The organism is Collinsella aerofaciens (assembly GCF_015546965.1).
In the GTDB taxonomy this organism is placed as follows: Bacteria; Actinomycetota; Coriobacteriia; order Coriobacteriales; family Coriobacteriaceae; genus Collinsella; species Collinsella aerofaciens_X.
Window position 1 is genome coordinate 23,324 of sequence record NZ_JADMUF010000003.1, and the last position, 24,816, is coordinate 48,139.

Annotated in this window: 24 protein-coding genes; 2 read left to right on the forward strand and 22 right to left on the reverse strand. The window is 59.8% G+C overall.

What is annotated here, in order from left to right:
* Positions 1-32: 32 nt before the first annotated feature.
* Both I1M21_RS03410 and I1M21_RS03415 read left to right on the forward strand, forming a co-directional pair.
* Positions 33-656: a DUF47 domain-containing protein gene (locus I1M21_RS03410; protein ID WP_195192442.1), complete on the forward strand. Its 624-nt coding sequence runs from the start codon at positions 33-35 to the stop codon at positions 654-656.
* A 282-nt stretch (positions 657-938) separates the two neighbouring features.
* Positions 939-1,469 carry a nitroreductase family protein gene (locus I1M21_RS03415; RefSeq protein ID WP_195192443.1) on the forward strand — a complete coding sequence of 177 codons (531 nt, stop codon included), beginning with the start codon at positions 939-941 and terminating at the stop codon, positions 1,467-1,469.
* 166 nt (positions 1,470-1,635) lie between these two features.
* Here the strand turns inward: I1M21_RS03415 and I1M21_RS03420 are convergent, their stop codons facing one another.
* The 22 genes from I1M21_RS03420 to rsmH all read right to left on the reverse strand — a co-directional run bounded on the left by I1M21_RS03420 (position 1,636) and on the right by rsmH (position 24,796).
* Positions 1,636-2,310, reverse strand: a complete 675-nt coding sequence (locus tag I1M21_RS03420; RefSeq protein WP_022094499.1) for a DivIVA domain-containing protein — start codon at positions 2,308-2,310, stop codon at positions 1,636-1,638.
* Positions 2,311-2,371: 61 nt separating this feature from the next.
* On the reverse strand, positions 2,372-2,659 hold the full coding sequence (locus tag I1M21_RS03425; protein WP_040358293.1) for a YggT family protein: 288 nt from the start codon (positions 2,657-2,659) through the stop codon (positions 2,372-2,374).
* Positions 2,660-2,674: 15 nt separating this feature from the next.
* Positions 2,675-3,397 (reverse strand): cell division protein SepF, encoded by a 723-nt coding sequence (locus I1M21_RS03430; protein WP_195192444.1) that lies wholly within the window; start codon positions 3,395-3,397, stop codon positions 2,675-2,677.
* Positions 3,398-3,457: 60 nt separating this feature from the next.
* Positions 3,458-4,195 carry a YggS family pyridoxal phosphate-dependent enzyme gene (locus I1M21_RS03435; protein ID WP_195192445.1) on the reverse strand — a complete coding sequence of 246 codons (738 nt, stop codon included), beginning with the start codon at positions 4,193-4,195 and terminating at the stop codon, positions 3,458-3,460.
* A gap of 119 nt (positions 4,196-4,314) precedes the next feature.
* A complete protein-coding gene (locus I1M21_RS03440; RefSeq protein ID WP_195192446.1) occupies positions 4,315-5,172 on the reverse strand; it encodes a phosphate signaling complex PhoU family protein in 858 nt (285 codons plus the stop codon).
* Positions 5,173-5,264: 92 nt separating this feature from the next.
* A complete protein-coding gene (gene pstB / locus I1M21_RS03445; protein ID WP_089571588.1) occupies positions 5,265-6,068 on the reverse strand; it encodes a phosphate ABC transporter ATP-binding protein PstB in 804 nt (267 codons plus the stop codon).
* Between the two features lie 12 nt (positions 6,069-6,080).
* Positions 6,081-6,986 (reverse strand): phosphate ABC transporter permease PstA, encoded by a 906-nt coding sequence (gene pstA / locus I1M21_RS03450; RefSeq protein WP_195192447.1) that lies wholly within the window; start codon positions 6,984-6,986, stop codon positions 6,081-6,083.
* Between the two features lie 3 nt (positions 6,987-6,989).
* Positions 6,990-7,916 carry a phosphate ABC transporter permease subunit PstC gene (pstC, locus tag I1M21_RS03455; RefSeq protein ID WP_195192448.1) on the reverse strand — a complete coding sequence of 309 codons (927 nt, stop codon included), beginning with the start codon at positions 7,914-7,916 and terminating at the stop codon, positions 6,990-6,992.
* 1 nt (position 7,917) lies between these two features.
* The gene (locus I1M21_RS03460; RefSeq protein ID WP_195192449.1) at positions 7,918-8,754 is read right to left on the reverse strand and encodes a phosphate ABC transporter substrate-binding protein; all 837 of its coding nucleotides are present in this window, start codon (positions 8,752-8,754) and stop codon (positions 7,918-7,920) included.
* Positions 8,751-9,551 carry a purine nucleoside phosphorylase YfiH/LACC1 family protein gene (locus I1M21_RS03465; RefSeq protein ID WP_195192450.1) on the reverse strand — a complete coding sequence of 267 codons (801 nt, stop codon included), beginning with the start codon at positions 9,549-9,551 and terminating at the stop codon, positions 8,751-8,753. The genes I1M21_RS03460 and I1M21_RS03465 overlap by 4 nt, the downstream gene beginning before the upstream one ends.
* 209 nt (positions 9,552-9,760) lie before the next feature.
* Positions 9,761-10,915, reverse strand: coding sequence for a cell division protein FtsZ (gene ftsZ / locus I1M21_RS03470; protein WP_022094491.1), 1,155 nt, complete (start codon positions 10,913-10,915; stop codon positions 9,761-9,763).
* Positions 10,916-11,114: 199 nt separating this feature from the next.
* A complete protein-coding gene (locus I1M21_RS03475; protein ID WP_229025561.1) occupies positions 11,115-12,110 on the reverse strand; it encodes a cell division protein FtsQ/DivIB in 996 nt (331 codons plus the stop codon).
* A gap of 217 nt (positions 12,111-12,327) precedes the next feature.
* Positions 12,328-13,239: a UDP-N-acetylmuramate dehydrogenase gene (murB, locus tag I1M21_RS03480; protein ID WP_006234257.1), complete on the reverse strand. Its 912-nt coding sequence runs from the start codon at positions 13,237-13,239 to the stop codon at positions 12,328-12,330.
* Between the two features lie 5 nt (positions 13,240-13,244).
* Positions 13,245-14,663, reverse strand: coding sequence for a UDP-N-acetylmuramate--L-alanine ligase (gene murC / locus I1M21_RS03485; protein ID WP_055286074.1), 1,419 nt, complete (start codon positions 14,661-14,663; stop codon positions 13,245-13,247).
* A gap of 97 nt (positions 14,664-14,760) precedes the next feature.
* The gene (gene murG / locus I1M21_RS03490) at positions 14,761-15,876 is read right to left on the reverse strand and encodes an undecaprenyldiphospho-muramoylpentapeptide beta-N-acetylglucosaminyltransferase (protein WP_195192451.1); all 1,116 of its coding nucleotides are present in this window, start codon (positions 15,874-15,876) and stop codon (positions 14,761-14,763) included.
* Positions 15,866-17,359: a putative lipid II flippase FtsW gene (gene ftsW / locus I1M21_RS03495; RefSeq protein ID WP_195192452.1), complete on the reverse strand. Its 1,494-nt coding sequence runs from the start codon at positions 17,357-17,359 to the stop codon at positions 15,866-15,868. Before ftsW ends, murG begins: the two co-directional genes overlap by 11 nt.
* Positions 17,360-17,395: 36 nt before the next feature.
* Positions 17,396-18,802, reverse strand: a complete 1,407-nt coding sequence (gene murD, locus I1M21_RS03500) for a UDP-N-acetylmuramoyl-L-alanine--D-glutamate ligase (protein ID WP_195192453.1) — start codon at positions 18,800-18,802, stop codon at positions 17,396-17,398.
* Between the two features lie 9 nt (positions 18,803-18,811).
* Entirely contained in the window at positions 18,812-19,831 is a 1,020-nt protein-coding gene (gene mraY, locus I1M21_RS03505; RefSeq protein ID WP_006234262.1) for a phospho-N-acetylmuramoyl-pentapeptide-transferase, read from the reverse strand.
* 3 nt (positions 19,832-19,834) lie between these two features.
* Complete coding sequence (locus I1M21_RS03510; protein ID WP_195192454.1) at positions 19,835-21,259, reverse strand: UDP-N-acetylmuramoyl-tripeptide--D-alanyl-D-alanine ligase; 1,425 nt, start codon at positions 21,257-21,259, stop codon at positions 19,835-19,837.
* 127 nt (positions 21,260-21,386) lie between these two features.
* Positions 21,387-23,009 (reverse strand): peptidoglycan D,D-transpeptidase FtsI family protein, encoded by a 1,623-nt coding sequence (locus tag I1M21_RS03515; protein ID WP_195192455.1) that lies wholly within the window; start codon positions 23,007-23,009, stop codon positions 21,387-21,389.
* Between the two features lie 260 nt (positions 23,010-23,269).
* Entirely contained in the window at positions 23,270-23,740 is a 471-nt protein-coding gene (locus I1M21_RS03520; protein WP_022094483.1) for a hypothetical protein, read from the reverse strand.
* A gap of 90 nt (positions 23,741-23,830) precedes the next feature.
* On the reverse strand, positions 23,831-24,796 hold the full coding sequence (rsmH, locus tag I1M21_RS03525; protein WP_195192456.1) for a 16S rRNA (cytosine(1402)-N(4))-methyltransferase RsmH: 966 nt from the start codon (positions 24,794-24,796) through the stop codon (positions 23,831-23,833).
* Positions 24,797-24,816: the final 20 nt, after the last annotated feature.

Below are 24,816 nucleotides of genomic sequence, written 5' to 3' on the forward strand. Positions count from 1 at the left end.
CCCACCCGTCTTCGCCTCGAAAGGACCCACCCATGGCAAAGAAACCCGATTCGTTCTACTTTGACAACTACGTCGCCTGCGCCGACCTCTCCGTCCAGGCCGCAGAGCTGCTCACCAAGATTTTTGAGAACTTCGACCCCGCGCAGATCCACGACATGCTCGATAAGATGCATGCGATTGAGCATGCGGCAGACAAGAAGCACCACGAACTCGAAGACGCCCTGCTCACCGCCTTTATCACCCCGCTCGAGCGCGAGGATCTGGATCTGATGAGCTGCTCACTCGACACCGTGCTCGACCGCATCGAGGGCGTCGTGCAGCGCGTCTACTTCACCAACATTCAGAGCATCCATCCCGACGCCATCGTCATCGCCCACAAGGTGACTGACGCCTGCCGCGCCATGAAGGACCTGATGGTCGAGCTTCCCAACTACCGCAAGTCCAAAACGCTGCGCGAGCTCGTCATCCAAATCAACACCATCGAGTCCGAGGCCGACGAGCTCTACATCAACGCCATGCGCAACCTGCACGTTAACGGCAAGGACCCGCTCGAGGTCATCGCTTGGCGTGACGTGTACGCCTTCCTGGAGTACTGCGCCGACTGCTGCGAGAATGTGGCCGATGTCGTGGATTCGATTGTCATGAAGAACAGTTAATTGGGGGTACGTGTCCCGGCGGTCGCGGGCCCGACCACTAATAACCTTTTTCGCTCCGGCTGCAAGCAGAGTCGTTCAAAAGGTTATTAGTGGTCGGGCCCGCTCCCTTACGTACCGCCATTGGGAACTTTGGCTGATACTTTGAAAGCGATGGGGCTTTTGTTGGCAGGGCCTTGGGGCCCGATTGGGAACTTTGGGACCGCCTTAAACGTTTGGCTGGATGGTGCTTTGGGTGCCCTTTGGTTATCTTTGTTTCGTTATTTGATTGTTGGAGGGCTTTGTATGAGCTATTTGGATCTGGCTCGGGATCGTTATTCCTGTCGCGAGTTTGAGGCTCGGGCTGTGGAGCAGGCTGTGGTGGATGCCATTGTTGAGGCTGGGCGTATTGCTCCTTCTGCTTGTAATAATCATCCAACCCGTGTGATGGTGTTGGTTACGCCTGAGCTTCTGGAGAAGGCTGCTGCTTGTCAGCCTCGGTTTGCTCGTGATGGATCTATCTTTGGGGCTCCGCTTGTCTTCCTTATTTGCAGCGTTACCAAGGACGCATGGGTGCGCCCGTATGACCAGATGAATTCCAGTGAAATCGATACGTCCATCGTGTGCGATCAGATGATGATGGAGGCCACCGAGCAGGGCCTAGGAACGTGCTGGGTATGCCATTTTAAGCCTGAGGTGGCACAGGAGCAGTTCAACCTGCCCGAGGGCGTCTATCCCTATCACATGCTCGTCTGTGGCTATCCTGCCGACCACATCGCCGATCCCGAGCATCGCGAGGCCCGTACCATTCCCCTCTCCGACTTCCTCCTCAAGTAGATTTTGGGACATGCCCTAAAACCTATCCTTGACCGCTCACCGGTTCGCCGAGTTCTGCGCCACTATGTGCAGGGCTCGGTTTTTTATGTTGCGCGCCCCGGTACAGTCATAAAAAAGGACCCGCAAGCTGCGGGTCCTTTCTAGGCACTAAATTGTAGGCCGAATGTTAGTCCAGGTCGTCAGCGGCAAAGTTGTCGATCGGGGCGAAGGGATCGGCCACAGGGACAACCGGGTCAGCGACGGGCAGCGGCTCGGCGGGAACAGTCACCGCAGGAGAAGCGGCAGAACCGACCGGCGTGGAGGCCATGAGGTCGGCCGGGAAGGAGTTCTGGGCATCGTCCATAAAGTGCTGGATGAGCTTGAGGTACTCGGCCTTGAACTCCTCACGGGAAGCCTTCAGACGGTCGATCTCCTCGAGCTCAGCCTGCTTTTCGGTCAGAGCCTGGCGGATAACCTCGCGTGCCTTGGCGTCGGCCTCGTTGCGGATACGCTCAGCGTTCTCGTTGGCATCGTTAACGATGGTCTCAGCGGTCTGCTGGGCAGCGATCAGGGCAGCGGAAATCTGGCGCTCCTGAGCGGAGAAGTCAGGGGCGGGAGCAGCCACGGGGGCGGCAGGAACGGCCTGGGCGGGGGCATCCTGAGCCTGGGCAAGCTGAGCCTGCGCATCGGCAAGCTGCTGCTCGGTAGCAGTCAGACGACCCTTAAGGTCGACAATCTTAGCGAGCATAGCGTCAACCTCGGAGGACAGCGTCTCCAAGAAGACGTCGACCTCGGCAGGATCGTAGCCACGCTTGGCCTCAGAGAAAGTCTGAGCCTGGATGTCTGCAGGGGTAATAGCCATAACAAGTCTCCTTTTTCATCGCCTCGGCGCTACACGCCCGACGTAAGTTACTAAGTCAGTTCTACACGAGTATACCTATAAGAAGCTGCAGAACCAGCCTCTGCACCAACTGCAACGCAATAATCGCAACGACCGGCGAAAAATCGATACCGCCCATCGGCGGGATGAAACGACGGAACAGGTTGAGCCACGGACCGCACACGCTATCAAGCACCGCGGCAATATCCTGAAGCAAACCACCCTGCTTCATGGGAATCCACGTCATAAAGCAGTAGACGACAATGAGCGTGGAATAGAAGTTGAACAGCGTGTTGACCAGCTGGACGATAGTGTAGATGTTGATGGGAATCTCCTCGTCTTGTCTTTACTTAAGGTAGCCGTCCGCACGAAGCTTCTTGAGATCGGAATCTTTGACCTCGCAACCGGCGGGCAGCACCATGAACACGCGGTCGCCCACCTCCTTGACCGTGGCACCCAGACCGCAGGCAAAGCCGTAAGAGAAGTCCAAGACGCGCTTGGCAACTTCGGTGCGTACGCCCACAAAAATCAGTGCGACAGGCTGCTTGGTGCGAACGCGGCGCACCACGGTCTCCACGTCGTCATAGCTCTCGGGGCGCAGGACATAGGCCGGCAGCTGCGGTGTGGCGTTGATGATATTGCTCGCATAGGCCGAGGCATCGCTCGGTGCAGGCGCGGGCGCAGCGGCGGCACGGGCGCGGGTGTTCTCGGCGTAGCTCGACGGCGTGTCATAGGCACCAGGACGATAACCGCTCGCAACACTGTCCTGCGAGCGCGAAGGCGGGTTATACGTCGTGGCATGGCGGGAGTCATCGCCGACCAGCTGACCGGAGCGCGTATACACGGCCACCGACTCAGCTTCACCACGGCGCGTCTGACCCAGCAGGCCGTTGCTCGGTTCGTCCTGGGTGTAGAAGCCCTCGCCCGAAGCACCACTGTAGCCGTTGTTCTGATAGCCATCGTCGTAGCCATCATCGTAGCCGTAGTCGTCGTCCTGGCCATAACCCTGGTCGTAACCCTGCTGGCCGCCCAGGTGTATCTTATTTTTAATCTCGTCAAGGAAGCCCATGGTTGTGTCCTCTCGCGGTTTAGTGCAGGCGCCCCGATAATCAGTGCGCACTTCAGAGCCTTATTTTACTGCAAACTCCGGGCTAAATACTACCCTGCCCAGGCGAACGAGCGTAGAGCCCTCCTCAAGGGCAGGCTCAAAGTCCTCGCTCATACCGCAGGAAAGCTCAGGCAGGTTCAAATCGGGATGCGCCGCCTCCAGCTCATCCCTCAGCTCACGAAGCCCCGCAAAGGTGCGGCGTGCCACATCCTTATTCCCCCGGGGCGCCATAGTCATAAGCCCCTGTACGCAAATTCCCTCAAGTTCCGCAAGCTCACCCGCGGCGGCGCGAATCTCATCGGGCGAAAAGCCTCCCTTCGACTCCTCACCACTCACATTGACCTCAATGAGCACACGCTGGGGGCCGGCGAGCTCGCCTGCCTCAATCTTGCGGACAGCACGGCTCGAGATCGCCTGCGCCAGATGCAGCGAACCCACCGAGTGAATCAGCTCGGCTGAGCCCAGCACCGCATTGATCTTATTGGTCTGCAGGTTGCCGATCATATCGAAGCGCACCTCGGGCAGTTCCGGATGCTCCGCCAGACCCGTGAGCTTGCGAACCAGCTCCTGTGGGCGGTTCTCGGCAAAATGGCGATACCCCGCCTGGATGGCGGCAACGGTCTCATCGTCACCAACGGTCTTGGACACGGCAATGAGGCTCGCGGCGTCGTGGGGACGGCCTGCGCGATCGAGCGCCGCATAAAAACGTTCCAGAATCTGCTCGCGGCGAGCGCGCATCAAGTCCAAATAGTTATCCATTGCCAATCGCCTCCGCTGACAGCCAAACAAGTAGTCCCATGCTAACGCAAGAGCGCGGCCCCGCATGTGCAAGGCCGCGCTCACTTAGGTATTTACAATCTTTCGACGAACGGGGTTACTTACTCCTCGTCGTCCTCGCCATCGTCCTCGTCCTCAAGATGATCGAGCAGGTAGCGAAGACCCTCGCTGACCTCGTTAGCGGGCAACTTGGCAACGTAGCGAGCGTCGACGGCGGGCCTCATGATAACACCCTCGCCCGAAGGCACGCGCATGCTCTCGAGCTCATCCTCATCAGTGCGGGCGATATCGCCGGCAGTCATACGCTGTCCGGTCAACAGAAAGGTCAGACGGCAGGCGGCATCGATGGAAATCGAAGCGATGCGATCGAGGTAGCGCGAAACCATGATGGCGCGGCGCAGGTCGTCATAGTTGCTGTCGTCGTCCATAAAATCGCCCGTGTCCATGCGGTTAAAGGTGCGGAAGAACTTCTCGTACGCCGCATGCACCGGCTCGTCCTCGACGGCCAGGTTGCAGATGATGGACATGTCGTTGGTGACGAGCGCGGAAAGCGAAGAGCCCAGCACCTGGTAGACGGCCTCAGCCTCGGCCTCGACCGTACCGACAAGCTCCTTGGGCAGCGAGATGTCGGCCTTGATCATATGACGCGTGGCACGGCAGATCTGACGGACCTTATCGGTCATGCGTTGCAGGTTAAAGTCGACGTAGATGATCGTCTGAAGCAGGCGGAAGTCGGAGGCGACCGGTGACTGCGTGGCAATCAGGTTGTAGCAGACGGCCTCCAAGTTGGCGCAGCGTGCGTCAATCGAAAGCGTGCGCTTCTTGGTCTTGGTGGCGAGCTTGCGGTCGTCGGTCACATAGGCCTTCACGGCATCGTGGAGGGCCAGATCGACGGCCTCGTAGATGCTCAGCATCTCGTGACGGGCCTCGACGAGCTGACGGGAAAACAGTTTGCGCATGGTTCACTCCAATCAGTTGGGTGCGGTCATGCCGCCCGCACAGTGAATACGCACCGGACCAGGTCCGATCGGCTTGGGACTAGTCGCACCGATCAGCCAAAGCGGCCGGTGATATAGTCTTCCGTCCGCGAGTCCACCGGGCTGGTGAAGATCGCGTCGGTTTGACCATACTCGATGAGCGTGGCGGGCTCGCCGGCAACTTCCTGCAAGAAGAATGCGGTGTAGTCACTAATACGAGCTGCCTGCTGCATTGAATGCGTGACGATGATGATCGTCATCTCGGGCGCCAGCTCGGCCATCAGATCCTCGACCTTAGAGACGGACGTGGGGTCGATGGCGGAGCAGGGCTCGTCCATCAGAAGGACATCGGGTTGCACCGCAAGCACGCGCGCGATGCACAGACGCTGCTGCTGACCGCCCGAGAGCGCCAAACCATCCTTGTTGAGCTGATTGGATACCTCTTTCCAGAGGTTGGCGCGCTTGAGCGATTCTTCCACGATGTCATCGAGGTCGCTTTTGCTAGTCACGCCCTGCAGACGAGGGCCAAAGGCGACATTCTCGTAGATGGATTTGGGAAACGGGTTGGGCTGCTGAAAGATCATGCCCACGCGACGACGGAGATCGACCGGGTCGACACCCTCGGCATAGATATCGTTGCCGTCGAGCGTCATGGTGCCTTCGACGCGCGTGCCCTCGATCAGGTCATTCATGCGGTTGATGCAGCGCAAAAACGTCGACTTGCCGCAGCCCGAAGGGCCAATGAAGGAGGTGATGGCGTTTTTGGCGATGTTGAGGTCAAGCCCCGTCAGCGCATGAAAGTCACCGTACCAAAAGTTGAAATCCTTGGCCGTAATGGCCGCTTGCTCCAGCGTGGGAGCGGACTGATAAACGGACATGGGACTCCTTAACTAGCGACGCTTGCGCGACAGGAAGCGCGCAAACAGGTTGAAGGCCAAAATGATCACCATCAGCAAGAGCGCGGTGCCGTAGGCTGCGTTCATGTTGATGCCGTCGTTGGCAAGCAGGTACAGGTGAACCGTCATGGGGCGGCCGGAATCGAGCGGCGAAATAGGTAGATTGATGGCCTGGCCCATGGTGTAGAGCACCACCGCGGTCTCGCCAATGGCACGGCCGATGGCGAGGACGATGCCCGTGGCAATACGGCCAAAGGCAGAAGGAAGCACGATCTTGGAGACAACCTGCCACTTGGTGGCGCCCAAGCCGTACGCGCCCCAACGGATATAGCGTGGAACGGCGCGAATGGCCTCTTCGGTGGTGCGCATGACGATGGGAAGCATCAAGAGCGCGAGTGCCAGGGCGGCAGAGACCATCGAAAGGCCCAGGCCCATGGCCTCGACAAACAAGGCGTAGCCAAACAGGCCCATAACGATGGAGGGCACCGAGGCCAAAGCGTCAGCAGCGTAGCGGATGAGCTCGACGACCTTGCCCTGCTTGGCGTACTCGGCCAGATAGACGGCTGCCAGCACAGCGATCGGCGTGCAGATAAGCATGGCGAGCGCCGTCACGTAGACGGTCGAGACGATCGTGGGCCAAATTCCGCCCTCGGCGTTGACGCCCTGGGGCCAACCGAAGATAAAGTCGAGCGAGATATGTGGCAGGCCGTTAATGACCACGTAGGCGATGATAGCGACCAGCACCAGCGTGGTGATGTAGGCAGCGGCACGAAACACGCCAAGCATGATCTTGTTGGACAGGTCCTTGTTGACGCGGCCCTTCTTGCCGTGGGAAAGGGCACGCTTGATGCGCTCGCGCGACGAGGTCGTATCGACCGTCGTGTCAACGGAATCGGACATAGCCTACCCCCTCTTCTTCTTGGAAATCAAACGGACGATGCCCACCAGCGTGGCGGAGATGATAAACAGGACCACGCCCATGCCGAACAGCGCCGAGCGGTGCAGACCCGAGGAATAGCTCATGTCGAGCGCAATCTGGCTCGTGAGCGTCGAGATGGGGCTCGCAATGCTGTCGGGAATGACCGGGGCGTTACCCACGACCATGAGCACGGCCATGGTCTCGCCGATGGCACGGCCCATACCCAGCACGATGGCATCCACGATACCCAGCTTAGCGGCAGGTAGCACGACCTTATAGATGGTCTGCCACTTGGTGGCGCCCATGGCATAGGATGCCTCGCGAATGCCCATGGGAATGGAATTGAGAGCATCGATGGTGAGCGTGGTGATGGTAGGGACGATCATGATGGCAAGCACGAACCACGCCGTCAGCGCACCAAAACCAAGACCACCGGTCAGTTGTGCGATAAACGGGCGGATGATGATCATGCCGAAAAAGCCGTAGATGATAGAAGGGATGCCGGCCAGCAGGTCGACGGCAGGGCTGATGAGCTTGCGCACGCGCTTGCTGGCAATCTCAACCAGGTATACGGCCGTACCCACACCTAGCGGCACACCCATGGCGAGCGCACCGACGGTCACCAGACCTGAGCCGGCAAGCAGCGACATGATGCCGTAGTGGCCCTCAGAGGGCGCCCACGTAAAGCTAAAGAAGTCCGCCAGACCGATGTCGGTAAAGACGGGAAGCGCCGAGTACATGGTAAAGACAAAAATCAGGATGACGGTAACGACCGCCAAGAACGCGCAGGCAAAGAAGATCCACTGCAGCGCCTTCTCCTTGATATAGGTACTGCGCGATACGAGCGCCAGTTCGCGCTTCTTGGGTGCCTGAGCATTCTGCTCAGTCTGGGAGTTTTCCTGTGCTTCCATGCTACTCACTCCCCTTCTCGTCGTTGGTGACGGGGATAAAGCCCGCCTCGCGAATCTGCTTGTCCATCTTTTCGGACGTCACGTAGTCGATGTAATCCTGCGCCTGCTGCGAAGGCGCACCCTTCACAAAGAAGTAAAGGTCGCGCGAGATGGGATAGCCGCCGCTCGCGACCGTCTTCTCGGACGCCTCAACATGATTGACCGAGACGGCCTTGACCGAGGTCTTGGCATTGAGGCTATCGACGAAGCCCAGCGAAATGTAGCCAATGGCACCGCGCGAACGAGATACCACGTCGCGCACCTGGCCCGTGCCCGAAAGAACGGCCGAGCGGCGATTGAACGGGGTGCCGTCCATCACGATGGTACGGAAGGCCTCACGCGTGCCGGACGCCTCATCTCGGTTGATAACCTGAATCCTCAGGTCCTCGCCACCGACCTCTTTCCAATTGGTAATCTTGCCGGCGTAGATATCGCGGAGCTGCTCGGTCGAGAGGTTATCGACCGGGTTATCGTCGTTCACGATGACCGCGATACCGTCGTGGGCAATGACGATGGGAGTCAGGCCCAGATCCTGTTCGTCGGCATTGAGTCCACGGGAGGAGCTGGCGATATCGGCCGTGCCGGCGCTGACGGCCTCGATGCCAGCGGAAGAACCCAAACCGGAAACGAGCACGTCGATGCCGGTCTCCTCCTTAAAGCCCTCGGCCGCAATCTCGGCGATAGGAAGGCAGGTCGTGGAGCCGGCGACGGTAATGGAAGAGGTAGAAGATCCCGAAGAACAGGCGCACAGCGTAAGCGTAAGCACAGCGGCGCTCAGGACCGATACGATCTTTCTCATAGCATCACGCCGATTGCAGCATGGCGCCCACAGGCGCCGTCCTCGTTACGGTAGGAATAAAAGCGGTCGTTCTGACGCACGGTCGAAAGCTGGGTATCCACGATATTATCCGCGTCGACACCGACATCTACCAGCGCCTCGCAAATGGCAGCGGAAAGATCGAGCATGCGAGAGGTACTCGCATCGATGCAAGAGAACTCGGCGGCAAAGCGATCCATGAGTTCCTGGGATACCTCATATTCATCACCCAAGATATGGGGGCCGATATAGGCGGAAACGCCGCTCGCATCGCAACCGGCAGCATCGCAAAGCGCCTGGCACGCCTTGGCGGAAATGCGTGCAATCGTGCCCTTCCAACCGGAGTGTACCACGGCAAATCCGCCAGGGGCCACCAGCACCACGGGAACGCAGTCGGCAAAGCAGAGCAGCACGGGTACGTTATGCGCCGTACAGACGATGGCATCGCAGCCCTCGGCAATCTGCTCGCGGACGTCCTCAAGGTCATCGGCGCCGTTCGAGGTCACCGCAACGATATGGTCACCATGGACCTGATTGGGAACGAGCAGGTTGTGCTCGCACTCGGCGGCACCCATAGCCTCGAGCGCGCGACGACGATTTTCTTGAACAGCAAAGGGGTCATCGCCAACATGCGAGCCCAAGTTGAGTGAGGAGTACGCATCTTCGGAAACACCACCGGCGCGCTCGGTGAAGGCAAAGCGAACATCGGATGTCGCGCCTTCCACCAACGTAACTCCATCATGGTCGACACGCGAAACGTTGTCCGCACGTGCTGCCATACTAAAGCCTCCTAATAACACAAGTACCGCGGCATCGCCGCTACAGCCCGCGTTTATACGGCTGTCATACTTCTCTAAAAGGATACCTGCTGCGCTGGAGGCAATCGTAAAGGGAACGTAAGGAGATTGGAGGTTCTAGTTTACAAAGTCGAAATAAAAAGGGCGCGTCCATACGGACACGCCCCTGTGCACACAATGCAAAGAACGACTTAGAAGCTACCGCGCTTCAGGAAGTCGGGAAGCTCGAACTGATCGTTGCCGAAGTTAGGAAGCTCGGTGCCACCGACGTTGCGGGTCGGAGCGGCCTGAGCCGGGCTGGTGGCCGGAGCGGTGCGCTGCGGCTCAGCGGAGGCAGCGGCCTTGCTCTGAGACTGCTGAGCAGCAAAGAGCTCGTCCTGACGGTTGACGTTGGAGTCGGAGAAGCCCGTAGCGATGACGGTGATACGCACCTGATCGCCCAGGGACTCGTCGACAACGGTACCGAAGATGATGTTGGCCTCGGGGTCGACGGCGTTGGCGACAACGTCGGCGGCGTCGCTGATCTCCTGGATGCCCAGGTCCTTGGAACCGGCGATGGAGAGCAGCACGCGTGTGGCACCATCGATGGAGCTCTCGAGCAGCGGGCTGGAGATGGCCTGCTGGGCTGCGTCGACGGCACGGGTATCCCCAGAAGAGGTACCGATACCCATCATGGCGGTACCGGCCTGCTTCATGATGGTCTTAACATCGGCGAAGTCCAGGTTGATGATACCGGGGACGGTGATGAGGTCGGTGATGCCCTGGGTGCCCTGGGAAAGGACGCCATCGGCAATCGCGAAGGCCTCGAGCATGGTGGTCTTCTTCTCGGCGATGTCGAGCAGCTTATCGTTAGGGATGACGATCATGGTGTCGACGCAATCGGAGAGGGTCTTAATGCCCTCCTCGGCGCTCTTCTTGCGCTTGCGGCCCTCGAAGGTGAAGGGCTTGGTCACGACGGCGACGGTCAGCGCACCGACCTCGTTCATCGCGATATCGGCAACGATGGGAGCAGCGCCGGTACCGGTGCCACCGCCCTCGCCGCAGGTGATGAACACCATGTCGGCGCCAGCGAGCGCCTCGGCAATGTCGTCGCGGGACTCATCGGCAGCCTTGCGGCCAACCTCGGGGTTGGCGCCGGCGCCCAGGCCGCGGGTAAGGTCGGTGCCGATGTGCACCTTGATATCGGCATCAGAGATCGCGAGCGCCTGAGCATCGGTGTTGATGGCAACAAACTCGACGCCGCGGATGCCCTCTTCGATCATTCGATTGACCGCGTTGGTACCGCCGCCGCCGACGCCGACCACCTTAATGACGGCAAGGTAGTTGTTGATCTCTGTCTCGTGCATGTCGGTCCTCCGAACAAAGGTTATAGCCATAGCATGGGTCGACCCCTGCGCACATTAACCTTCAGGTTGAAAGTAAATGCAAAGGTAAACCGTATTATGTTTGCACATTATGAACGTATCAGTCAAATAATTGACCGTGAAAACCAAACAAACCAGATAAACGGCGTGGTATGGCCCCTCAACAAAGCATCAACCAGCGCTACGAGGTCGGAGCATTCCTAAATGTGTAGTTGCCCGGAGAGCGCACATTGATATACGTTACGCCCTCTACCTGCGAAAGCAACTTGGTGACTACGCGCTCCTTCTTGACGATATCGTTCGAATCGCCCAGCGACACCTCAATGCCGTTATTGAGGTTTGCCGAGATGGCTTCGACCGAAGGCGTGGAAATATCCTTGACTTGTCCCAAGAACTCGCTCGAAAAACCACGCACATAATCCAAGCCAGCCTTAACGGCCTTGGAGCTCACCGCCTGGCCGGAAACCGGAGCGACATCCGCCGAGACATCAGTCAACAACACCGCGCCATAGTGCTTAGCGAGCGCCAGCGCGGCATCAATGCCGGTCAGGGTATTTGAGCCCTGCCCCGTCGTGATGACGTTGCCCTGGTCATCCACTTCGACCGACGTCGACAGCGGGGCGATCCAGGTGTCATCATCCCCGATGGCCCAGGCAAGGTCATCGGAGCTGATATAGGCAATTGCGATGACCTTGCGCTCCATAGGCGTAATGATGAGCGTATGCGGGAACTGACGCTGGACATCCACGCCCGAGACCCACGGGTTCTGCTTGAGGTCCTCGGTAATCTGGTCGGGATCGACGTTAAAAAGCGACGTTCCCTCGGGCAAATCGATCAGCTGAATAGCATCGTGCTTCGTCACATGCTCGCTGCCTTGAATCTGAATATCAGTGGCGGTAAACAATCCAGAGTTGATCACCACGACGGCAACGACGACGAGCACGGCCAAGACGGCCAGAACGCCGCCCACGATTTTGCCTTTGCCTGCAACGACAGAAGCGGCGTCTGATGTTTTATTTGCCATCGCCCCAAGTGAAGACAACGGGTTGACGCCTTTTTTACCCGAAGGCTTCTTGGCGGTAGCCGGCACCGATGTCAGCGAGCGCGGTTTCGATGCGCCCAGCGTGCGACCCGAACGCGCCGCCTTAGTTCCTGTCGAGGGCTTAGGAGTTGCCATAGGACGGGCAGGCTTGGCGCCCATAACAGGCTTTGACGTCATCGAGGGACGCGAGGGCTTTTTTGCGGCCGAACGATTACCGAGCTGCGAGCCGACAACCGGACGACTGGTCTGTCGAGCATGCCCGACAGACTTAGAGTGCGCGACGGTATTGCGTTGAGGTTTGGCAGGCGCGCCGGAACGCCCTCCGGCGCGGCGGAAGGTGGGTTTCGATGCTCTAGAAGCCGAGGAATTTAACTTCCGGTCTGAGCTCGATGCCATACGCCTCCCTCACCTTTCCGTGCACATGTCTGATAACCGCGGCAACGTCATCGGCCGAGGCAGTTCCGTTATTAACGATAAAATTAGCGTGAACGGGCGAAACTTCCGCGCCGCCAATCGAAAAACCCTTTAATCCACAATCCTCGATAAGCTTGCCCACACTCGCATCGGGCGGGTTACGAAAGACCGACCCGCAGGATGCGCGACCCATGGGCTGCGTACGCTTGCGCCTCGTCAGGTACCGTTCCATGCGCTCGCGAATGTCGGCCTTGGGCGCCGGTTTAAGCTTGAGCACGCACTCGAGGATGATCTCATTGCGGGGAAGGCTACATTCGCGGTAGCCCCAAGTGATCTCGGACCCTGCATAATGCTTGATACCGGATGCCGGGTCAAACGTTACGACATCCTCAACCAGCGAGCCAATCCACTCGGTCCGTGTGCCGGCATTCATAGATATCGCACCGCCGACCGAACCGGGGATGCCAACGGCAAACTCAAGGCCCGAGAGGCTACGCGACAGGGCATCGTTGACCAGGCGCGCAAACATCACGCCCGCTCCGACCGTCAGCGTGCAACCGTCATCGGCAACAACCGTGCGCTGAAACTCACGTCCGAGCGAAATGACGGCACCGCGATAACCGCCATCGGCAACCAGCAGATTGGAGCCCTTGCCGATGATGACCCACGGCACCTGCTCGCGATCGAGCACCGCCACGGCGCGGCGAAGGGCATGATAGCTATGGCACGTCACAAAGAGGTCGGCCTTGCCGCCGATACGATAGCTCGTATGGCGCGCAAGGCGCTCGTCCTCGATGACATCCGTGTCGATCATGCCCGAGAGCGCCATGACGGCGTTAAACAGACCCATTAGACTTAAGCGTCTTTCTTGGCAGTCAGATACTCGATAAACTCAGGACCGACGGTCGTAACGTCACCGGCACCCATGGTGAGCAGCAGGTCGCCCTCGCCCACCATCTGCTCGAGCTCCTGATTGAGCTCAAGACGGCTGGAGCAGTACACGACCTCCTTGCCAGGATGCTTGGCGCGCACGGTATCGGCGAGCATCTTAGAGGTGACACCCGGAATGGGCATCTCGCCAGCCGAGAACACATCAATCAGCAGCAGTTTATCGGCATTGGCAAATGCATCGGCAAAGTCGTCGCACAGGGCCTGCAGGCGCGAATAGCGGTGCGGCTGGAACACGACGTCGACGTGCTTGTAGCCCAGCGACGAAGCGGCGGCAAGCGTCGCCTTGATCTCGGTGGGGTGATGGCCGTAATCATCGACCACGGTGATGCCATCGATATCGCCCACGTGGGTAAAGCGACGACGGACGCCCTCAAAGCTCGAGAGCGCCTTGGCGGCGGCGTCGATGTCAAGGCCCAGGACATGTGCGACGGTGAGCACCGCCGTGGCGTTGAGCATGTTGTGGCGACCGGGATTGCTCTTGATCTCCACAGCATGCTCAGTGCCGTCCTCAAAGCGAACGATAAAGTCACTCTGGATGCCCTTGACATCCGGGTGCATGCAGACGATGTCGTTGCTCTCGGCAAAGCCGTAGGAAAGCACGTGACGGCCCGTCGACTTGGCGAGCTCGACCAGATGCGGGTCCTCACCGCAGACGATGACAGTGCCGTCCTCGCCCACCAGGCTCATGAATTTGGCGAAAGTCGCCTCGATCTCCTCGATACCCGAGTAGTGATCGAGGTGGTCGGCCTCGACGTTGGTCACAATGACTACGTTGGGGTTCAGGAACAGGAAGGAGCTGTCGGACTCGTCGGCCTCGGCGACAAAGTAGTCGCCCGAGCCGTTCTTGCCGTTCGTGTCATAGCCCTCGACGATGCCGCCGATCAAGAAGCTCGGATCCAGGCCCATGCGGTCGAGCATGGTGGCGCACATCGAAGACGTGGTGGTCTTGCCATGCGTGCCGGCAACAGCGACGGTGGTGTAGCCGTGGCCCAAGGCAGAGAGCATCTTGGCACGGGGCCACACGGGAATACCAAGCTCGCGAGCGCGCACGAGTTCAGGGTTGGACTCCGGAATAGCGGTGGAGACAACAACCACGTCGGGCTTGACCTCGTCGATCGTGGCGGCCTCATGGCCCACATGCACCTTCACACCAGCGCGGGTAAGCTGGCGGATATAACGTGACGTCTTAAGGTCGGAGCCGGTAACGGCATAACCACGCTCGTGCAGAACGAGGGCGATGCCGCTCATGCCGGCGCCGCCGATACCGATAAAGTGGGCGCTCTTAAACTCGGGCGCGGAGGTTGCAGTCTGGGAATCAGCCATGTGCTCGTGTACTCCTTGCGTAAACACTGCCTGTAACCCGTTAACTGTACCGCACCTACCGCATCAGCGCGAGGGCGACCGACGATATCCCGTCTAACTAACGCAAACCCTCTACCGCATCCGCCAGAAGAGCGGCGGCCCTATCCTGAGCCAGACCACGCGCCGCCTGGCGCATGGCCTCGCGCGCCGCCGCGTCATCGACCAGGTGCAGCAGCTCATCGGCAAAGGCAGAACCGTCGATATCGGCATCGGCGCAGAGTACGCCGGCCCCGGCGTCGACCAGATAACGGGCATTGGTGGTTTGGTGGTCGGCCGTCGCATGCGGATACGGCACGAGCACCGAGGGCACGGCGAGCGCAGCGATCTCGGCCACGCTCGATGCGCCCGAACGCGAGAGCACCAAATCGGCAGCAGCCAGCATATCGCCCATGTCGTCGATGTAAGGCTGGACGCGGTAACGCTTCGCCTCCTCGGGCGTCAGCGCCAAAGCGCGCTCGGTCTCCTCAAAGCCGTCAGCGCCCGTCGAATGCAACACATAGAGGTTCTTGCGCGAAAGCAGCTCGTTTTTGAGCGAAGCCACGCGCTCGTTGAGGTGCTGGGCGCCAAGTGAACCGCCAAAAACGAGCAGCAGCGTAGCGTCCTCGGGAACGGCAAGTGCCTTGCGGCCGCGAGCGCGATCGCCCTCGATCACTGAGCGACGTACGGGATTGCCGGTCATGAGCACGTGGTCAGGGTCACCTTCGCGCTCAAAGACCGAGCGCGCTGCCGGCACCGAGATGCACACGCGGGCGGCGTGGGAGTTCATCATCTTGTTGGCCAGGCCCGGAACAGAGTTCTGCTCATGCAGCAGATACGGAACGCCTGCGCCCTTGCACCACCCCAGCAACGGAACCTCGACATAGGCACCAAAACCGATGGCGGCATCGGGCTTACCGACCTTTGAGAAATGACTGGCGAGCGCACGCTTGGCCTTGTTGACACGCCACAGCGAGGTCAGCGCCGTCCAAGGACGGGAGCGGTCGAAGCCCGTGACCGTAATGGGCACAAAATCAAACCCAGCCTCGGGGACCAGACGACCCTCGAGCTTGCGCGACTGGCCCACGAACACAACGTGGTGGCCACGGTCACGCAGCTCTTCGGCCAAGGCGAGCGCGGGGTTGATGTGTCCTGCCGTGCCGCCGGCTGCAATAGCAACGGTCATCTTATCGGTCATGGTAGTCCCTTCGTACACGCGGTCCCTGGTCGTCGGTGCGCAGACGCGCCGACGGGTCCGAGTTCAAATCGATTCGATTATATCCGCCGCCCGCGTTGCGAGAGCTGGGACGCTGCGGACGACCTTGCGGAGCCGTTCGCGGGCGTGGACGAGCTGCCGGCTCGGATGCAGAACCATCCAGAACGGTAAAGCCGCTACGCGAAGGTCGTTCACCGCGCACATGAGCTACGCCGGCGGTACTCTCATCCATAACGGCAAAGCTCTCGCGGCGACGGTCGTACTCATCGCGACGGGCGCTCTCGTACGAAACGCGCAGGATCAACCCGGCAAGCATAAGCGACACAATAATCGACGAACCGCCGTAGCTAATAAACGGCAACGGCTTGCCCGTCATGGGAAACACGTTGAGGATGCCCAACGCGTTAATCAAAAACTGCACCGCGAGAATGACCGCGGAGCCAGACGCCATAAGCGCGCCCCGACGATCGGTCGCCTGCTCGGCAATGCGAAACGCCGAATAGATCAGCATCGCAAACACCAAGAAGAACAGCACGGTTCCGACAAAACCGACTTCCTCGCCAATGATGGCCAGGATGTAGTCATTGTGCGCCTCGGGCAGATACGAGTACTTCATGGTTGAGTTGCCGATGCCACGGCCGAACAGACCGCCCGAGGCAAAGGCCATGATGGCAAGCGTGGCCTGATAGCCGTCACCATACTCGTCGGCCCAAGGGTTCAAGGCAACCTGAATACGCACCATACGGTACGGCTCTGCAACAAGCGCAATCACGATCACGAGAATGCCGAAGATTAGCACGCCGATGATAAATCTGGGGTCGAGACCCGCAAACAACGCCATGCACATGAGGGTCAACAGGATGATCAGGACAGTACCGAAATCGGGCTGGATAAAGATCAGAAAGAGCGAAATGCCCAAGTAGATGCCCATCTTGCGAAGGAATTCGTTGATGTTGCCACCGGGCGAAAAGAAGCGATCAAGCATGATGGCCGAATACGCAATGGCAAATGGCTTTAAAAACTCAGAAGGCTGGAACTGAATACCGGCGATGTTGAGCCAGCGCGTGGCGCCACGGCTGCCGCTGCCCACCAAGAACACCAGAAGCAGTAGCCCTATCATGCCGATAAGGAAGATCCTGAGCACATCCTCCCCAAACCAGCTGTCCGGCAAAACGCGCACGATGGCAATCAGCGCTAGAACACCGACCACAGCAAACGCGGCCTGTCGACCCAGAAAAAACGTCGCCGAGCCATTCTCGTGCAGCGCCTCGACCGAAGACGCCGAGTACACCATCAGCAGGCCAAAGCATACCAAGGTAAACAAGCAGGCCATGAATATCAAACGGGGGCGCATGATACGGGCGGGAACGCCGGCAATATAGCGTTCGCTAAACGACTGCCCGCCGCGACCGGAACGCGGTGTGCTGCGCCGCGAGGAAGCACGGTCCGAGTCGGGCCTCCTCATACCTTGTCGGGGGCTCTCCTCTCTCACCGGCAACCCCTATTCCATTTGCGATTTCGCCGCAGCGGCAAGCTGGGCCACATAGTCCTTAAACACGCGGCCGCGCTCCTCATAGCCCGAGAACTCATCGAACGAAGAGCAGGCAGGAGAAAGTAAGATCACGTCGCCACGGCTCGACAGCGAACGGGCGACGTCCACGGCATCGCGCAGGTCATCCGCCTGGGCGATATCCACATCGCCATCGACATCGGCCTCGTCCATAGCGGCGGTGAAACGCTCGCGCGCATCGCCAAAGCAGACGACCGAGCGTACGTTGTCCATAACGACGCGCGCGAAGTCCGTGAGCGGCGTGCCCTTATCGTGGCCGCCGAGCAGCAAGATCACGTCGTCATCGGGAAATGCCGTCAGCGCCTTCTCGACCGCATCGGTGTTGGTCGCCTTGGAATCGTTGACGTAGCGCACGCCGTCAATCTCGCCACACGGCTCCACGCGGTGCTCGAGCGGCTGGAACGAGGCCAGACCGCGGCAGACACCATCGACATCGGCACCGACTGCCAGGGCAACCGTGGCAGCGCACAGGGCATTGATAACATTGTGATGGCCCGAGATCTTGAGCTCGGATGTAGCGATGAGCGGGGTCTCGACGCCCTTCAGGCGCACGATCATCTTGCCATCGCGCACAAAGGCGGCATCCTCGCCCTCGGGCTCGTCAAAAGCGACCTTGCAGATGCGACGACCCGGCGTGTAGATGTACTCATCGAACTCGTGAATGCCGGCGTCTTCGACGTCGACAACCGCCAGATCGTCATCGACCATATTGTCAAACAGTTTGATCTTGGCAAGCGCATAGTTCTTATGGCTCTTATGCCAGCCCAAGTGGTCGGGAGTGATGTTGAGCAGCACCGCCACGCGAGGATGAAGCTCGGCGGTCGTAGCAATCTGATAGCTCGAGAGCTCAGCCACAAACCACTCGTTGCGGGCTCGGCCGTCAATCTCGTTGACCGGCGGCTCGCCGATGTTGCCGACAGCAACGCTGGCCTCGCCGGCAGCCTTGAGCAGATAATCAGTCAGCGACGTGGTAGTCGTCTTGCCATTGGTGCCCGTGATGGCAATCCAGTTTTGGGGAGACAGGCGATAGGCAAACTCAGGCTCACCCATAATTTGGGCGGCATGCTCGCGCCCGGCCTTAAAGAAGCCCGAGAACTCCGAGATGCCCGGGCACGTCACGCATACGTCATAGGCGCCCTCGACCTGTTCGGTCCCATAGACAAACGACGCACCAGCAGCCTCGAGCGCACGCGTGGCGTCATTGGGCTCAGAGGTGCCGCCGCCATACACGGTAACGGCGCTTACGCGCTCGGGATGTGCCAGCGCCCAGCGGGCGACATCGAGACCGGATTTGCCCTGACCCAAAACGAGCAGGCTAAAGACATCAGCAAGAGGCATGAAAGACCACTATCCCAACTGGAAGAACAAAGCAAGGCCAACGGCACCAAAGGCCGCAGCGATAATCCAAAAACGGATGACGACCTTGGTCTCGGCCCAGCCCTTCTTTTCGAAATGATGATGGATGGGCGCCATAAGGAAGACGCGCTTGTGCGTAAAGTGGAAGTAGACAACCTGAATCATGACCGACAGGGTCTCAACGATAAACAGGCCGCCGATGATGAGGGAGACGACCTCGGTGTTGGTCATGATGGACGTGCAGGCAAACGCGGCGCCCAGGGCAAGCGAGCCGGTATCGCCCATAAAGATGCTCGCCGGATAGCAGTTGAACCACAGAAAGCCCAAGCAGGCACCGGCACACGCGGTGCAGAAGATGGACAGGTTCACGTCTCCGTGCAAAAACGCCATGGCAGCCATGGCGAGCATGGCAATCATGGAGGTGCCGCCAGCAAGACCGTCAAGGCCATCGGTCAGGTTCACGGCATTAGAAAGACCGGCGATCATCAGCCAGCAAAAGACAATGTAGAGCCACGGGAACGAAAGGCCGCAGATGGTGGTCGAAAGAACACCGAGGTCAATCGTCAGGCCGCCGGGAAAACGAATCTCGGGGGCGACGCCGCACCAGTTGACGGCAAGTACCGTAAAGGTGACACAGATAATGGTTAGACCGATCATCTTGGCATGAGGCGTCAGACCGAGCGAGCGCCCATGCGTAACGGAGGTCAGGTCGTCAATCAGGCCCAGCACGCCGGTCGCCAGCGTGGCGAGCAGCACGAGCACGAGCTCGGTGGTGAGCTTGCCCATCAGCAGGCAGGTCAGCGAGATCGCGACGAGGATGACAACGCCACCCATGGTGGGCGTTCCCTGCTTAACCAAATGACGCTTGGGGCCGTCGGCACGAACCTGCTGGCCGATACCCTCGACCTTAAGCAGCTTGATCCACCACGGCATGAGCAGCAGCGCAATGGCAGCGGCGATGCCAAGCCCCAAAAAAGCCTGATACGTTGGATACGAGGGATTGCCGAACATGGGCTAGCACACACCTTCCACAAAGCGGTCGAGCTCAACAAAGCGGGAACCCTTGACCAGTACAACATCATGTTTTTCAAGCGCGCCGCCCATGCGGTCGAGCACCTGCTGATAATCGGAGAACACCTGGATGCGGTCCTCGTCCATACCCATCATGCGCGCGGCATCGGCCATAAGCTGGGCCAGCTCACCACCCACGCACGCCAGCATGTCGAGCTTCTTGGCGGCGGCATAGGCGCCCACGAGCTCATGCATGCGAGGAGCCTCATCGCCCATCTCGCCCATCTCGCCCAGGATCGCCATGCGAGACCCCGCGCACGAAAGCGAGCACAGCAGATCGAGGCCAGCAGCCATGGATTCGGCACTGGCGTTATAGGAATCGTCGATGACGCGGGCACCGCTCTTGGCGCACTTGATCTCCTGGCGGTGACCGGTGATCGTGAGGCCCCTAAAGGCAGCATCGATCTGCTCGGGCGTCACGCCCAGGCGATAGGCAACCGCGGCGGCCTTAACGGCATTTGGAACGGACTGCACGCCGGGGATGGCAAGCATGGTATCAATCGTCTCGCCCTGACCAAAATCGAGCGTAAAGACCGGACGGCCCTCGTCATCAACACGAACGTCGCGGGCGCGGATCTCATCATCGTCCGAGACGCCGGCCAGCATCACATCGATACCAGCAGGCTGGGCGAACGTATCGCAAATGAACGGCGTAAAGTCGTCCTCGCCGCCTAAAACCAGCAGCGGCAAGAAGTCGCCGGCGGCGCACATACCCTGGACAATCTCGGCCTTAGCGCGGGCGATGTTCTCGCGGCTACCCAAAATGCCGATATGAGAGGTACCAATCTTGCTCACGATGGCAAGGTTGGGATTGGCGGACTGGGACAGGCGCTCGATCTCGTGGAAATGGTTCATGCCCATCTCGAGCACCAGGACCTCGGTATCGGCCGGAGCGGAAAGCACCGTGAGCGGCATGCCGATCAGGTTATTGAAATTGCCCTTGGTGGCCCAGACACGATAGCGCTTGGCGAGCACAGCGGCGAGCACGTCCTTGGTCGTCGTCTTGCCGATGGAACCGGTAATACCAACGACCAGGCAGCCGAGCTCCAGACGGTACGTGTGCGCCAAACGCAGCAGAAAGTCCTCGGGATCATCGGTCAGCAGGATGGCACAGCCCTTGTCCTGCGCCAGCGAGACCAGCTCGGCCTCGGGCTCACGCGTCATTACGACGGCGCCGGCACCCGACTGGACGGCACGGGAAGCAAAATCATTGCCGTCGACGTTTTCACCGGGAAAGGCGACGAAAATCGTCCCTTCCTCGACCTGACGCGAGTCGATAACGCACCCGCGGCATACCCGATCGGCTTCTCCCGTCACGGTTCGGGCCCCTGTTGCGGCCGCGAGGTTGTTGACGGCGATCTCTATCATTGCAGCTCCCCTGTAAACCTAATAATGCTATCGGCGTATTGTATCCCAGCGCCGCGCATGCGTGGTGCAGGGCATGTGAACACCCCTCATATGGGACAACAAACCACGCCCCAAAGATTGTAACCCCCTACTTCGTGTGCGGGATACCCAGCACGTCGAGCGCGTTGGCCATAATGGACTGGAACGGCACCGCAGCGGCATCTGAGCCGCTCGGCGTTCCGTCGAGCGTGATATAGCACAGCACCTTGGGCGATTGTGCCGGCGCAAAGCCCATAAAGGACGACATGTAGTTCTCCTTGAGGTAGCCGCCGTTCTCGTCGGCTCGTTCGGCCGTACCGGTCTTACCCGCCACGTCATAGCCGTCAACCGCGCCGCCAACGCCCGTTCCCTCGGACACGACCGTCTGCATGCACGATGTCACCTGGGATGCGGCGTCCTCAGAAATCGCGCGTTCGCCTTCGCCCCAGTCCTTCTCGTCGCCTTTGCTGGACTTATAGAAGTGCGGGGTCATCATCACGCCGCCATTGGCGATGCCGCCCACGGCACGTGCGATCTCAATCGGCGAGACGGACAGCGCCTGTCCAAAGCTCATCGATCCCAGCGTGGCGCCGTCATACTGGTCACGCTCCTTGACGATGCCCAGGCTCTCGCCCGGAAAATCGACACCGGAGCTGTGACCGATGCCCCACTTGTCCACATAGGCGGCAAAGTCGTCGGCACCGATCTTGCGCCCCACCAGGACAAAGCCCACATTGGACGAACGGCGCATCATCTCGCGCACATCCATGGTCATGCCATAGTCGCGCTTATCGGCATCGGTAACGGTATCGTCGCCCACCTTGATGCTCGCCGGCACCTCAAACGACGTACTCAATCGTACGACGCCCAAGTCGAAGCCGGCGCCCGCCACGAGCGTCTTAAAGACCGAGCCGGGCTCGTAGGCGTCAGTGACCAGGCGCAGGTTCATATCCTCGGTCTTGGCGTTCTCCAGATCGGTCTGGTCGTAGGTCGGGTACGAGCAGGCTGCGAGAATTTCACCGGTCGTGGGGTCGGTGACCAAAGCCGAGCCGTTCTTGGCCTTTGTCTTCTCGACAGCCTCTGCCAGAGCATCCTCAGCCGCACGCTGGATATTGACGTCGAGCGTCGTCACGATATCAACGCCGTCGACCGCGGCCACCTTTTTATAGGCACCGCCCGCGATATAGCTGCCGTCCCTCGCGCGCTCGCGTACGAGAGAACCGTTCGTGCCGGTCAGAAGCTTGTTGTATTGCTTTTCGAGACCCGTCAAGCCGTCGTTGTCCACATTCACTACACCCAGCACCTGCGATGCCAGATTGCCGTATGGATATACGCGCTTCATGGCCTGCTCAAAAAGCACGCCGGGCAGGTTCTTCTTCTCCAGCACCGCAGCATCGTCTTCGTCCACTTGGCGCTTGATATACACCCAGGTGCCATCGGACTCGACGAGCTTGCGGCAGGTCTTTTTATCGATTCCAGTTGCCTTGACCAGCGCCGACACCGTCTTGTCAACATCCTCGACAAGCTGCGGGTTCACGGCGATGTTGCGACATTCGACCGACGACGCCAGCACGTTACCGTTGCGGTCGTAGATGGTGCCGCGTTTGGCATAGAGGGTCTGCGCAAGCAGGCGGCGCGCATCGGCACGCTCGCGCAGTTTATCGGCTTCGACAATTTGATAGTCGGCAAGGCGAAAGACGCCCAAGCCCAAGCCAAGCCCAATGAATCCCATGACGGCTTTGCGGCGAGGCAGAGGCGCGCCTGTGAGCCATTCGGTCGACGAACTCTTGCGCGACCTGGTGTTATGCACTTGAGGGCCGCCCGAGCCGCGAAGTCGCGACGCCGGGTCGTTGCCACGGGACTGCCCGGCGTTGTAAGATTGCCGACCCGTTCCTTGATAACCAGAACGTCCCCGCGACGAGGGACGTCCAGAACCGCGGCCCCCATCGGAACCGCGGCGATAGTCATTTGTCATACTCAGCTACCGTCTTGCTACTGAGCGGTCGCGGTCGCGTTGGCGCCCGCGGCTGCATCCTGCGAAAAGTCAAGTGTAACGCTCTCGCTGGGCTCCACCATGCCATAAGCGCCCGCAAGGTCGCGAATGCGCGTGTCGGCGCCATAGACCGAATGCATGACCTCCAGGTCGGAGCTCTCATCGGTCGCCTTTTCGAGCGTGTTGGTAAGCTCGGCGTTGCTGTTGAGCACCTGGGCCGTAACGCCGGCGAGCGCCACGCGGGCGACGCCGATCGTCATGAAGATAGCCGCAATGATGCAAAACGTTTTAAGAACGCTCATGAAAACCGGGCTTACCGCCTGGTTTGCCTGACGGCCCGCGCCCGTGTAGACATCAAAGCGCGGCGTGCGCTGCTCACGGGGAGCAACGGGGGCCTGCGGCGTCTCACGATAGGCGGGCATGGCGTTCATATCATAGGCGAGTGCTGCGCTTGAAGTGTTGTAGCCCATGATATGCCGCCTCCCATCCCGAGTACGTTGGTAGTGTGTTTAAGCTTCGTTTATGGTGCGAGCGGGAGGCCCAATATCGCGCGGTCGCGCCTACAGACGCTGCGCCACGCGGATTTTGGCTGATCTCGCCCGAGGGTTGCGCTCAACCTCATCAGGCTGGGCAACCAAGGGTTTGCGGGTGATGACCTTGAGTATCGGCACGTTGCCGCACACGCACACCGGAATCTCCGGCGGACACGTGCACCCCTGGCTCATCTCCTTAAAGTGGTTCTTTACGATACGGTCCTCGAGCGAGTGATACGAGATGACGCAAATACGCCCGCCCGGGTTGAGCCACCTGGTGGCGGCATCAAGCCCTCTCTCGAGCACATCGAGCTCGTGATTGACCTCGATGCGAATGGCCTGGAAACTTTTCTTGGCCGGGTGTCCGCCATGCCGACGAGCGGCAGCCGGGATACCCGCCTTGATGATCTCGACAAATTGGCCGGTAGTTTCGATCGGTTCTTGCTCGCGGCGGCGCACGATCTCGCGCGCAATCTGCGAGGCGAACTTCTCTTCGCCGTAGACGCGTAGAATCCGGGCGAGGTCGTGTTCGTTATAGGTGTTGATGACCTCAGCTGCGTTTAAGGTGTTATTACCCGGATCCATCCGCATGTCCAATGGGGCGTCCTCGTTATACGAAAAGCCCCTGCCAGGGATATCGAGTTGCGGTGACGAAACGCCCAAATCGAACAGGAAGCCATCGACCCCGGGCACCTCGGCCGAGCAAAGCAGCTCGTCCAAGTCGCCGAAGTTGCCCTTCAGCAGCTGGTGCGGAATGCCGGGAACCTCGCGGTCCAGACGGGCGCCAGCGGCCTCGAGGGCCATGTCGTCCTGATCGACGCCGAGCAAAAGGCCCGTCTCCCCCACCTGCGCGGCCATCTTTACCGAATGGCCGGCACCGCCAAGGGTGCAATCGCAGACAACGGAGCCGCTCTTGAGCTGCAGCGACTCAAGCACTTCGCCGAGCATGACAGGTTCATGCCGATATTCTTGTGTCAAGATCCCACGCTCCATCCGTTACCCGTGCCTTGCCC